Genomic DNA, 12,325 nt, shown 5'->3' on the forward strand with positions numbered 1-12,325 from the left:
ACCATGGATCTGGCTAAGCGTCACGTCATCGTTATCGGCCTGGGCGACACCGGCGTTTCCGCCGCGCGCTGGCTGCTGGCGCACGGTGCGCACGTCACCATCGCCGATAGTCGCGATCAGCCGGCCAATGCGGCCAACGTTGCGGCCGAGCTGGGCGTGTCGCTGCGCCTGGGGGCCTTCGCCGATGCCACCTTCGCCGACGCCGACATGCTGATGGTCAGCCCCGGCGTGAGCTGCCGCAGCCCGGCCATCGCCGACTTCGCCCGTCGTGGCGGCGAGGTGGTGGGTGACGTGGAATTGTGGGCGCGCGCCATTGCCGGCAGCGGCGCCAAGGTCATCGCCATTACCGGTTCCAACGGCAAGAGCACCGTCACCAGCCTGGTCGGTCACCTGTGCGAGGCCGCCGGACTGGATACGGTTGTCTGCGGCAATATTGGCTTGCCGGTGCTGACCGCGCTGGCCGAGCGCGAAGCCGCCGGCAAGCATCCTGACGTGTGGGTGGTCGAGCTGTCCAGCTTCCAGCTGGAAACCACCACCAGTCTGTGCGCTGATGCCGCCACGGTGCTGAACATTTCCGAAGACCATCTCGACCGTTACCACGACCTGCTCGATTACGCGCACAGCAAGACCGCCATCTTCAACGGCGACGGCGTGCAGGTGTTGAACCGCGACGACGTTTTCTGCCGCGCGATGGCGCGCGCCGGGCGTCGCATCGCGTGGTTCTCGCTGCGCGAGCAGGCCGATTACGCGCTGCAGCAGACGGATGGCTGTTATCGGCTGGCCATCGCCGGACAGCCGGTGTTCGACTGCGCCGACATGCCGCTGCAGGGCCTGCACAACGCGGCTAACGCGCTGGCGGCGCTGGCGCTGTGCGAGGCGATCGGCCTTGCGCGCGAACAGCTGCTGCCGGCACTGAAAACCTTCCGTGGCCTCGCGCACCGCGTCGAGTTCGTCGCCGAATTCGGCGGCGTGATGTACATCGACGACTCCAAGGGTACCAACGTCGGCGCCACCGAGGCGGCGCTGAACGGCATGACCCGCAAGGTGGTGCTGATCGCCGGCGGCGACGGCAAGGGCCAGGATTTCGCGCCGCTGGCGCCGGCCTGTGCCCGCATCGCCCGCGCGGTGGTGCTGATCGGTCGCGACGCACCGGCCATCCGCGCCGCACTGGCCGGCAGCGGCGTGCCGCTCACCGATTGCGCCACGCTGGAGGAGGCGACCCGCGTCGCCGCCGCACAGGCGCAAAGCGGCGACGTGGTGCTGCTGTCGCCGGCCTGCGCCAGCCTGGACATGTTCAAGAATTACGCGCATCGCGCCCAGGTGTTCATCGACAGCGTCGCGCAACTGCAAGCGGAGCAACCGTCGTGATGAACGCCGCACGCAGCCACTATTCCCACGGCAGCGCCATCACCGTCATGGACGAGGCGCTGATGTGGGCGATTGCGCTGTTGCTGTCGATCAGCCTGGTGATGGTGTTCTCGGCATCGATTGCCTATGCCGAGGCCGATCCGGCCACCAACAGCCGCTACTTCTACCTGTTCCGCCACATGATCTTCATGACCATTGGCCTGGTTGGCGCCTACATCACCTTCCAGATACCGACCAGCATGTGGCAGCAGTACGCGGGCAAGTTCTTCCTGCTGGCCGGCTTCCTGCTGATCCTGGTGCTGATCCCGGGCATCGGCAAGGTGGTGAACGGCTCGCGGCGCTGGATCAACCTGCTGGTGCTGAACCTGCAGCCGTCGGAAGTGATGAAGCTGGCGGCGGTGATCTACGCCGCCGACTACACCGTGCGCAAGGCGGCCAAGCTGCACAGTTTCAGCCAGGGCTTCCTGCCCATCCTGATGGCGATCGTGGTGGTGGCCTTCCTGCTGCTGGCGGAGCCGGACTTCGGCGCGCTGATGGTGGTGATGAGCATCACCATGGGCATCGTGTTTCTGGGCGGCATCAACCTGCGCATCTTTGCCGGTCTGGCCGCGATGGCGGTGGTGGCGATCGTGCTGCTGATCGTGACCTCGCCGTACCGCGTGAAGCGGGTGCTGGGTTTCCTCGATCCGTGGGAAGACCCGTACGGCAAGGGCTACCAGCTGTCGCACTCGCTGATCGCCATCGGCCGTGGTGAGTGGCTGGGGGTCGGCCTCGGCGGCAGCATCGAGAAGCTGTTCTACCTGCCGGAGGCGCACACCGACTTCATCATGGCGGTGATCTCGGAGGAATTCGGCTTCATCGGCATCTGCGTGGTGCTGGGGCTGTACGCGTGGATCGTGCGCCGAGCCTTCCATATCGGTACCGAGGCGAAGAAGCTGGAACGCTACTATCCGTCGCTGGTGGCGCAGGGCATCGGCATCTGGCTGGGCATCCAGACCTTCTTCAATGTCGGCGTGAACATGGGGCTATTACCGACCAAGGGCCTGACCCTGCCGCTGATGTCCTTCGGCGGCTCGGCCATGCTGTGCAACCTCGCGTCGCTGGCGGTGCTGCTGCGAGTGGATTATGAAAACCGACGCCTCATGCGCGGCTTCAAGGTTTAAGGTCGCGCATCAGGCTGCCGCAAGGCAGCAAGCCGCGCAGCGGCGTAGCCGGCGGGTTGTCCGAGGCGCGTAGCGGCGAAGGAAAAATTGACGCCTCATGCGAGGTTTCAAGATTTAAAGAATCACGTTGCGGCCAACGTTGGCCGCAACGGCAATGAATAACCGGCAGGGCCGGAGCAAGAGAAAGCAAGAGATGACAAAACGCACGGTGATGGTAATGGCGGCAGGCACGGGTGGACACATCGTCCCCGGCATCGCCGTTGCCCGCGAGCTGCAACGGCGCGGCTGGCAAGTGCTGTGGATCGGCACCGAGCGTGGCATGGAAAACAAGCTGGTGCCGCCGACCGGCATCCCGCTGATCCGGCTGGCGTTCCACGGCGTGCGCGGCAAGGGTTTGTTCGGTTCGTTCAAGGGTGTGCTGCAGCTGGGCGCCGCCTTCGTGCGCAGCCTGAAGCTGATGTTCGAACACCGCCCGGACGTGATCCTGGGCATGGGCGGCTACGTGTGCCTGCCGACCGGTCTCGCCGGCGCGCTGCTGTGGAAGCCGCTGGTGATGGTCAACGCCGACGCCGGCCTGCTGCTGAGCAACAAGGCGCTGCTGCCGTTTGCCGACCATCTGGCCTGCGGCTTCGACGGCGAGGCCGCGCGCCTGAACAAGGCGGTGGTTACCGGCAACCCGGTGCGCGCCGAGATCGAGCAGATGACACCGCCGGCCGAGCGTTTTGCCGGTCGTACTGGCCCGCTGCGCGTGCTGGTGGTGGGCGGCAGCCTGGGCGCCAAGGTGCTGAACGATACCCTGCCGCAGGCGCTGGCGCTGCTGCCGGCCGAGGCACGGCCGCTGCTCACGCACCAGACCGGCGACAAGAACTTCGACGCGGTGCAGCAGGCGTACGCCGCCGCCGGCCTCAAGGTTGGCCGCGACGTGACGCTGCTGCCCTTCATCGACAATATGGCCGCTCTGCTGGCCGACTGCGACGTGATCCTGTGCCGTGCCGGCGCGATCACCGTCAGCGAACTGTGCGCCGCCGGTGTGCCCAGCATCCTGGTGCCGCTGGTGGTGTCTACCACCTCGCACCAGCGCGACAACGCGGCGTGGATGGCGGCCCATGGCGCGGCCATCCACCTGCCGCAACAAGACATGAATCCGCAGCAACTGGCTGAGCTGTTGGGCGGTCTCACCCGTCCGCAGCTGCTGCAGATGGCCGAGCAGGCGCGAACGCTGGCCAAGCCGGCCGCGGCAGCCCGGGTGGCCGACCTGTGCCAGGCGCTGGCGGATAACGAATAGAACAGGGGCCCGACGGGACCCGAGCAAGAGAAGACACCATGAAACATCGCGTCAAACACATACACTTTGTCGGCATCGGCGGCGTCGGCATGTGCGGCATCGCCGAGGTGCTGCTGAACCTGGGCTATACCGTGTCCGGTTCCGACATGGCCGACAACGCCGCGACCAAGCGCCTGACCGAGCAGGGCGCGCGCATCTTCTTTGGTCACGACGCCACCTACATCAAGGGCGCCGACGTGGTGGTGACCTCTACCGCGGTGAAGGCCGACAACCCGGAAGTGCAGGAAGCACAGGCCAATCACGTGCCGGTGATTCCGCGCGCGATGATGCTGGCCGAGCTGATGCGCTTCAAGCAGGGCATCGCCATCGCCGGCACCCACGGCAAGACCACCACCACCAGCCTGACCGCGTCGGTGCTGGGTGCGGCCAACCTTGACCCGACCTTCGTGATCGGCGGCAAGCTGACCGCGGCCGGCACCAATGCCCGCCTGGGCAGTGGCGAGTACCTGGTGGCCGAGGCCGACGAGTCGGACGCCTCCTTCCTGTATCTGCAGCCGGTGATGTCGGTGGTGACCAATATCGACGCCGACCACATGGACACCTACGACCACAGCTTCGACAAGCTGAAGCAGGCCTTCGTCGACTTCATCCACCACCTGCCGTTCTACGGCCGCGCGGTGCTGTGCGTCGACGACGAGCACGTACGCAGTATCGTGCCGCAACTGAAAAAACCGGTGACCACCTACGGCCTGGACGACAGCGCCGATGTCTACGCCGAGAACGTGGTTGCCGACGCCGGTCGCATGCACTTCGACGTGGTGGTCAAGGCCGAGGGTCTGCGCTTCCCGGTGACGCTGAACATGCCGGGCCGCCACAACGTGTTGAACGCGCTGGCGGCCACCGCCATCGGCCTGGAGTGCGGCGCCGAGGTGGAGGCGATCCAGCGCGGTCTCGCCGAGTTTGCCGGTGTCGGCCGCCGCTTCCAGCGCTACGGCGAGCTGCCGGCCAGGGATGGCGGCAGCTACACCCTGATCGACGACTACGGCCACCATCCGGTGGAAATGGCGGCGACGCTGGCTGCGGTGCGCGGCGCCTTCCCGGACAAGCGGCTGGTGCTGGCCTTCCAGCCGCACCGCTACAGCCGTACCCGCGACCTGTTCGAGGACTTCGTCAAGGTATTGAACGGCGTCGACTGCCTGCTGCTGGCCGAGGTGTACGCCGCCGGCGAGGCGCCGATCGTGGCCGCCGACGGCCGCGCGCTGGCCCGTGCCGTGCGTGTGGGCGGCAAGGTGGAGCCGGTATTCGTCGAGCAGATCGCCGACATGCAGCAGACCATCAGCGACATGGTGCGCGACGGCGACGTGGTGATCACCATGGGCGCCGGTTCCATCGGCGGCATCCCGGCCAAGCTGGTCGCGGCGAGCAAGGCATAACCCAGGACAAGGTTGGCCGCGTGCGGCTCACGCGGCAGCAAGGAAACATGATGAAGCAATTTGGCAAGGTGGCAGTGGTGATGGGCGGCAGCTCCGCCGAACGCGAAGTGTCGCTGATGAGCGGCAACGGCGTGCTGGCCGCGCTGCAGAGCAAGGGCGTGGACGCGCACAAGTTCGACCCGTCAGAGAAGCCGTTGTCGGCGCTGCAGACGGAAGGTTTTGCCCGCGTGTTCAACATCCTGCACGGCCCGTTCGGCGAGGACGGCACGCTGCAGGGCGCGCTGGAGAGCATGGCCATTCCCTATACCGGCTGCGGCGTGATGGCGTCGGCGATCTGCATGGACAAGTGGCGCACCAAGCTGCTGTGGAAGGGCGCCGGCCTGCCGATCCCGGACTTCGAGCTGCTGAACGATGACAGCGACTTCGACGCCATCGAGGCCCGCCTCGGCCTGCCGATCTTCGTCAAGCCGTCCACCGAGGGCTCCAGCATCGGCGTGACCAAGGTGAAGGAACACGGTGGCCTGAAGGCGGCGTACGAAGAGGCGCGTCAGTACGACGAGATCGTGATTGCCGAGCAGTTCATCGGCGGCGGCGAGTACACCTGCGCGGTGATCGACGGCAAGGCCTATCCGACCATCAAGATCGAGCCGGCCACCGAGTACTACGACTACCAGGCCAAGTATTTCCGCGACGACACCGTGTATCGCTGCCCGTCCGGCCTTGCGGCCAACGTCGAGCAGCGTGCGCGCGAGCTGGCGCTGCAGGCTTTCCGCGTGCTGGGTTGCCGCGGCTGGGCGCGCATCGACTTCCTGATGGACGAACAAGGTGGCATTTATTTGCTTGAGGCCAATACCAACCCGGGCATGACCAGTCATAGTCTGGTGCCGATGGCGGCGCGGGCCGAGGGCTTGTCCTACGAGGATCTGTGCGTACAGGTGCTGGCGGCAGCTCATGTGGGATAACCATGCGGTATTGCGCGCGCTGGCGAACATGTTGTTGCTGGCCGCGCTGCTGATGTTGCTGTACAGCGCCGGGGTGTGGCTGACGCATTCGCCGCTGTTTCCGGTCAAGCGTATCGCGATCGGCGGCCAGTTCGTGAAGGTGACACCGGTGCAGTTGAAGTACATCGCGAAGCACGAGCTGTCCGGCACCTTCTTCACGCTGGACATCAGCAAGACGCGTGCGGCGTTCGAGAAGCTGCCGTGGGTGCGCGAGGCGCAGGTGAGACGGACGTGGCCGGACAGCCTGCAGATCACCATCGCGGAACACGTCGCGGTGGCGCGCTGGGGAGAAAACGGGCTGATCAGCAAGGAAGGCCGCTGGTTCGATGCGGCCAGCGACCAGCCGTTGCCGGTGCTGTTCGGGCCGGCGGGCAGTGAGAAGGAAATGGTACAGGCCCTGCACACGTTCGGGTCGGTACTGGGGCAGGCCAGGCTGAAAGTGCGGCAATTGTGGTTGAGCGAGCGCCGCGCCTGGAAGATGGAACTGGATAACGGGGTAATGCTGGAGCTGGGACGTGGCCCGGTGAAGGAACGCCTGGCGCGCTTTGTCGAATACTGGCCGCGCAGCCTGGCCAACATGCCGTATCGCATCGAGTACATCGACCTGCGTTACCCCAATGGATTTGCCGTGAAGATGCCGGATTACAAGGCGGCAAGCACGGCAACAGCAAACAAGCTTTGAGTGTTGGAGCGACAGGTGAGCAAACCTAAAGAAAGCAAGAACATGCTGGTCGGCCTGGATATCGGGACCTCGAAGATCGTCGCGATCGTCGCCGAGGTGCTGGAAGAAGGCCAGATCAACATCATCGGCATGGGCCAGGTGCCGTCGCGCGGCTTGAAGCGCGGCATGGTGGTCAACATCGAGTCCACGGTGCAGGCGATCCAGCGCGCGCTGGAGGAGGCCGAGCTGATGGCCGACTGCAAGATACACCAGGTGTTTACCGGCATCGCCGGCAGCCACATCAAGAGCGTCAACTCGCACGGCATGGTGGCGATCAAGGACCGCGAGGTGACCGCGATGGACATCGAGCGCGTGATCGAAACCGCGCGCGCGGTGACCATTCCGCCGGATCACCAGGTGCTGCACATCCTGACCCAGGAGTACAGCATCGACGGCCAGGAGGGCGTGCGCGAGCCGCTGGGCATGAGCGGCGTGCGGCTGGAGGCCAAGGTGCACATCGTCACCGGCGCGGTATCCGCGGCGCAGAACGTGGCCAAGTGCGTGCGCCGCTGCGGGCTGGAAGTGTCCGACCTGGTGCTGCAGCCGATGGCGTCGGCGATGGCGGTGCTGTCCGAGGACGAGAAGGAACTGGGTGTCTGCCTGATCGACATCGGCGGTGGCACCACCGACATCGCGGTGTACACCAACGGCGCGATCCGCCATACCGCGGTGATCCCGATTGCCGGTGACCAGATCACCAACGACATCGCGATGGCACTGCGCACCCCGACCAAGGAAGCGGAAGACATCAAGATCCAGCACGGCGTGGCGCTGGTGTCGCTGGCCGACGCCTCGCAGATGATCGAGGTGCCGGGCGTGGGCGAGCGCGGCCCGCGCCAGATGTCGCGCGCCACGCTGGCCGAAGTGATCGAGCCGCGGGTGGAAGAACTGTTCCAGCTGGTGCAGCAGGAGCTGCGCCGCAGCGGTTTCGAGGAAGTATTGTCGTCCGGCATGGTCATTACCGGCGGCGCCAGCCTGATGCCGGGCATGGTCGAGCTGGCCGAGGAAGTGTTCCACATGCCGGTGCGTATCGGCGTGCCGAAGTACGTCGGCGGTCTGTCGGAAGTGGTGAAGAATCCACGCTTCTCGACCGGCGTCGGCCTGTTGCAGTACGGCAAGGATCAGATGAATCCGCGCGTGCACCACAAGGTGGACGATGGCGGCGTAGGACAGATGTTTCAAAAAATGAAAGCCTGGTTTGCCGGAAATTTCTGAGCATGACCAGGGTCTCGGGTTCGCTCATCTTTTAACAGGAGAGAAAAAATGAGCATGGTATTCGAAGTAATGCAGGAAACCGCCTCCGAGGCGGTGATCAAGGTGATCGGTGTCGGCGGTGGCGGCTGCAACGCCATCGACAACATGATCGACAATCTGGTGAACGGCGTGGAATTCATCTGCGCCAACACCGACGCCCAGGCGCTGAAGCGCAACAAGGCCGCGCAGAAGCTGCAGCTGGGTAACAACCTGACCCGCGGTCTGGGTGCCGGTGCGAATCCGGAGGTTGGCCGCAGCGCCGCGCTGGAAGACCGCGAACGCATCGCCGAGATGCTGCGCGGTGCCAACATGGTGTTCGTGACCGCCGGCATGGGCGGCGGTACCGGTACCGGCGCCGCGCCGGTGGTGGCGGAAGTGGCCAAGGAAATGGGCATCCTCACCGTCGGTGTGGTGACGCGCCCGTTCGATCACGAAGGCAAGCGCATGCGCGTCGCCAACGACGGCATCGAGCTGCTGAAGAAGCACGTCGACTCGCTGATCGTGATCCCGAACGAGAAGCTGATGGACGTGCTGGGTGACGACGTGTCGATGCGCGACGCCTTCCGTGCCGCTGACGACGTGCTCAAGGGTGCGGTTGCCGGGATCTCGGAAGTGATTACCTGCCCGGGCCTGATCAACGTCGACTTTGCCGACGTGCGTGCGGTAATGGGCGAGATGGGTCTGGCGATGATGGGGTCGGCGTTTGCCTCCGGCATCGACCGCGCCCGCGTCGCCGCCGAACAGGCCGTGGCCAGCCCGCTGCTGGACAACATCACGCTGGAAGGCGCGCGTGGCGTACTGGTGAACATTTCCACCGCGCCGGGTTGCCTGAAGATGAGCGAATACCGCGAAATCATGTCCATCATCCGCCAGTACGCCGACGACGATGCGCAAGTGAAGTTCGGTACCGCCGAGGTGGAAGACATGCCGGAAGACACCATCCGCGTGACCCTAATCGCCACCGGCCTCGGCCAGAAGCCGCAGACCAGCCGCGACGAGCGTCCGGAATACATCAAGATCGTGAAGACCGGCACCGACAATCTCGCGATGGATGTGGACTACGACATTCCGCCGGTGATCCGCAATAACCGTCGTCGTGCCACGGGCCCGGCCGACTTCTCCGATCCGTCGGTGAGCGAGTCGTTCGACATCCCGGCCTTCCTGCGCAAGCAGGCGGACTGATAGCGCAGACCTATAGTCGGCATCCGGTCAATCAATAAAGCACTAGCGCGAGCTGTGCTAGAATCGGTGTTACTGTAACGGCCTGAAAGCACGTGATGATTTTGCAGCGCACCTTGAAAAAAGCGATCAGCGCGACCGGCGTTGGCCTGCATTCGGGGGAAAGGGTGAAACTGACCCTGAACCCGGCGGCACCCGATACCGGCATCGTGTTTCGCCGTACCGACCTGCCCGAGCCGGTCAGTGTCAAAGTGCATCCTTCGCTGGTGAACGATACGCGCCTCTCCTCGACGCTGGTCTCCGAGACCGGCGTGCGTATCGGCACCATCGAACACCTGATGTCCGCCTTTGCCGGGCTAGGCATCGATAACCTGCTGATCGACGTCACCGCGGCGGAGATGCCCATCATGGATGGCTCCGCCGCGCCGTTCATTTTCCTGCTGCAAAGCGCCGGCATCGTCGACCAGGACAAGCCCAAGCGCTTCATCCGCGTCAAGCGGGTGGTCGAGGTGGTGGAAGGCGACAAGTGGGTGCGGCTGGCGCCGCACGACGGCTTCAGTGTCGAGCTGTCGATCGAGTTCAACCATCCGGCGTTCAACCGCGCGCCGCAGACGGTGCACATCGATTTCGCCAACCGTTCCTACATCGACGAGATCAGCCGCGCGCGCACCTTCGGCTTCATGCACGAGGTCGAGTACATGCGCAGCCACGGCCTCGGTCGCGGTGGCAACCTGAACAACGCCATCGTGATCGACGACGAGTACGTACTCAACCCGGAGGGGCTGCGCTTCCCGGACGAGTTCGTGCGCCACAAGATTCTGGATGCCATCGGCGACCTGTACATCGTCGGTCATCCGCTGATTGCCGCCTTCAGCGGCCACAAGTCTGGCCACGCGCTCAACAACAAGCTGCTGCGCGTGCTGCTGGAGACGCCGGACGCGTGGGAGTTCGTCAGCTTCGGCGACGAGCACGACGTGCCGTCCAGCTTCCACCGCCTGCCCGACGTGGCCTGAAGGTTGGCCGCATGAAAAAACCGCGCTGCGAGTGATCGCCGCGCGGTTTTGCGTTGGAGTGTGTCCGTCCTAGCGCGGCGCGCTCATCGCCTCGCCGAGGCGTACCGGTTTGGTCGGTAGCCAGGCCGGATTGAAGGTCATGCTGTGCTGCGGGAACAGCAGCACCACGGTGGAGCCGAGCAGGAAGCGGCCCATCTCCTCGCCTTTTCTCAGACGGATATTCTGGCCTTCATAAGTCCACTCGGTGACCTCGCCGCGGCGCGGCGGGTTGACCACGCCGTGCCAGGTGGTGGCCATGCTGCCGACCACGGTGGCGCCGACCAGGGTCAGCACCATAGGGCCGAACGCGGTGTCGAACACGCACACCACGCGCTCGTTGCGCGCGAACAGGCCGGGCACGCCGCGCGCGGTGGTCGGGTTGACCGAGAACAGCGCACCAGGTACGTAGATCATGCGCCGTAGCGTGCCGTCGCACGGCATGTGGATGCGGTGGTAGTCGCGCGGGCTGAGGTAGATAGTGGCGAACTGGCCATTGGCGAACTGCGCGGCCAGCGCGGCGTCGCCACCCAGCAGCGCGGTGGTGGAGTAGTGGTGGCCCTTGGCCTGGAAGATCTGGTCGTCTTCGATGCGGCCGAACTGGCTGATGGCGCCATCCACCGGGCAGGTCAGCACCGCGTCCGCTTGCGGGCGCACACCGTCGCGCAGCGCGCGGGTGAAGAAGGCGTTGAAGGTGTCGTAGCTGGCGATGTCCGGATTGGCGGCTTCTGCCATATTGACCTGATAACGGCGCACGAACCAGCGGATCAGCCGCGTGGTGCGCTCGCCGCCACGGGCATTGGCGACCCGGCCGGCAAAGGCGGTCAGCGCCTGCTTGGGTAGCAGGTATTGCGGCAATACGGCAAGACGATCGGACACGATGACACCCTAATTCGAAAAACAGCGGCAGATTATACCGGTGCCACCGTCGCTGTCGGGAAAAACCGTGTCGGCTGGCCGCGTGTCACTCGGTCAGCGTCAGCTCCGCCGGTTTGCGTTCCCGGCTGATCACCACCACCGCCGCCAGGATCAGCGCGCCGCCGGCCAGCTGCGACAGGGTGATGGCCTCGCCCAGAAAGACCGCCGCCAGCAGCACGGTCACCACCGGTTCCACCGTCGACAGCAGCGAGGCCTGGGTGGCGTCGGTCTTTTCCAGTCCGGCGAGAAACAGCGCGATGGCGAGAACGGTGGAAATCAGCGCGATCAGTGCGATGGCCAGTACGCCGTTGCCGCTCGCGGGCAGCTGCAGTCCCTGCAGGCTGACCACCACGCCATTGCACACCGCCGCCGACAGCGTCACCACGCAGGCCGAGGTGAGCGGATGGCCACGCTCGCGCAGACGGCTACCGGCCAGGATGTATAGCGCGTAGATCAGCGCCGCCCCCAGCCCCAGCAGCAGGCCGTGCAGCGAGGTCGACCACTCCAGTCCGATGGTGACCGTCAGCCCGCCCAGTGCCAGCAGCAGTGCCAGCAGGCGGCGCCGGGTCAGCGGCTCGCCAAGCAGGCTGGAGAGCAGGATCACGATCACCGGGAACAGGTACAGCAGCAGCGCCACGGTGCCGGCCGACGCGTAGTGCAGCGCATTGAAATAGCAGGCCGACATGCCGGCGTAGCCGACCGCACCCATCGCGATCAGGGTCAGCAGGCTGCGACCGCGCGGCCACGGCAGCCTCTGCCATAGCACCCACGGCAGCAACAGCAACCCGGCAACCAGGAAGCGCAGGAACAGCAGGCTGCCGGTGCTGACGCCATCGGCATAGGCTTGCTTGGCAAAGATCGCCATTGCGCCGAAGGCCACTGCAGAAAGCAGGATCTGGGCGGGGCCGAGCAGCTTGTGGCCGGCTGACAGGGTGGGGGCTGAGGCGGTCATGG

At 65.3% G+C, this 12,325-nt stretch carries 11 protein-coding genes; 9 read left to right on the top strand and 2 right to left on the bottom strand.

The window, feature by feature from the left end; translation table 11 throughout:
- Positions 1 to 3 precede the first annotated feature (3 nt).
- The 9 genes from murD (at position 4) to lpxC (ending at position 10,417) form a co-directional block, all read left to right on the top strand.
- Positions 4 to 1,368, top strand: a complete 1,365-nt coding sequence (gene murD / locus PQU96_RS04155) for a UDP-N-acetylmuramoyl-L-alanine--D-glutamate ligase (protein WP_272770990.1) — start codon at positions 4 to 6, stop codon at positions 1,366 to 1,368.
- Positions 1,368 to 2,531, top strand: coding sequence for a putative lipid II flippase FtsW (ftsW, locus tag PQU96_RS04160; RefSeq protein WP_272771115.1), 1,164 nt, complete (start codon positions 1,368 to 1,370; stop codon positions 2,529 to 2,531). The genes murD and ftsW overlap by 1 nt, the downstream gene beginning before the upstream one ends.
- 193 nt (positions 2,532 to 2,724) lie before the next feature.
- Positions 2,725 to 3,816, top strand: coding sequence for an undecaprenyldiphospho-muramoylpentapeptide beta-N-acetylglucosaminyltransferase (gene murG, locus PQU96_RS04165; RefSeq protein WP_272770991.1), 1,092 nt, complete (start codon positions 2,725 to 2,727; stop codon positions 3,814 to 3,816).
- A gap of 38 nt (positions 3,817 to 3,854) precedes the next feature.
- A complete protein-coding gene (gene murC / locus PQU96_RS04170; protein WP_272770992.1) occupies positions 3,855 to 5,249 on the top strand; it encodes a UDP-N-acetylmuramate--L-alanine ligase in 1,395 nt (464 codons plus the stop codon).
- A 50-nt stretch (positions 5,250 to 5,299) separates the two neighbouring features.
- Positions 5,300 to 6,211: a D-alanine--D-alanine ligase gene (locus tag PQU96_RS04175; RefSeq protein ID WP_272771116.1), complete on the top strand. Its 912-nt coding sequence runs from the start codon at positions 5,300 to 5,302 to the stop codon at positions 6,209 to 6,211.
- Positions 6,201 to 6,932, top strand: coding sequence for a cell division protein FtsQ/DivIB (locus tag PQU96_RS04180; protein WP_272770993.1), 732 nt, complete (start codon positions 6,201 to 6,203; stop codon positions 6,930 to 6,932). The genes PQU96_RS04175 and PQU96_RS04180 overlap by 11 nt, the downstream gene beginning before the upstream one ends.
- A 42-nt stretch (positions 6,933 to 6,974) precedes the next feature.
- Entirely contained in the window at positions 6,975 to 8,186 is a 1,212-nt protein-coding gene (gene ftsA, locus PQU96_RS04185) for a cell division protein FtsA (RefSeq protein ID WP_272771117.1), read from the top strand.
- A 48-nt stretch (positions 8,187 to 8,234) separates the two neighbouring features.
- The gene (gene ftsZ, locus PQU96_RS04190; RefSeq protein WP_272770994.1) at positions 8,235 to 9,407 is read left to right on the top strand and encodes a cell division protein FtsZ; all 1,173 of its coding nucleotides are present in this window, start codon (positions 8,235 to 8,237) and stop codon (positions 9,405 to 9,407) included.
- Between the two features lie 98 nt (positions 9,408 to 9,505).
- Positions 9,506 to 10,417 carry a UDP-3-O-acyl-N-acetylglucosamine deacetylase gene (gene lpxC / locus PQU96_RS04195; RefSeq protein ID WP_272771118.1) on the top strand — a complete coding sequence of 304 codons (912 nt, stop codon included), beginning with the start codon at positions 9,506 to 9,508 and terminating at the stop codon, positions 10,415 to 10,417.
- 69 nt (positions 10,418 to 10,486) lie between these two features.
- On the opposite strand, the gene asd is transcribed toward lpxC, so the two are convergent.
- Positions 10,487 to 11,332, bottom strand: coding sequence for an archaetidylserine decarboxylase (gene asd / locus PQU96_RS04200; RefSeq protein WP_272770995.1), 846 nt, complete (start codon positions 11,330 to 11,332; stop codon positions 10,487 to 10,489).
- An 85-nt stretch (positions 11,333 to 11,417) separates the two neighbouring features.
- Positions 11,418 to 12,323, bottom strand: a complete 906-nt coding sequence (locus tag PQU96_RS04205) for a DMT family transporter (RefSeq protein ID WP_272770996.1) — start codon at positions 12,321 to 12,323, stop codon at positions 11,418 to 11,420.
- Positions 12,324 to 12,325: the final 2 nt, after the last annotated feature.

It is taken from the genome of Vogesella margarita (genome assembly GCF_028548475.1).
GTDB lineage: Bacteria > Pseudomonadota > Gammaproteobacteria > Burkholderiales > Chromobacteriaceae > Vogesella > Vogesella margarita.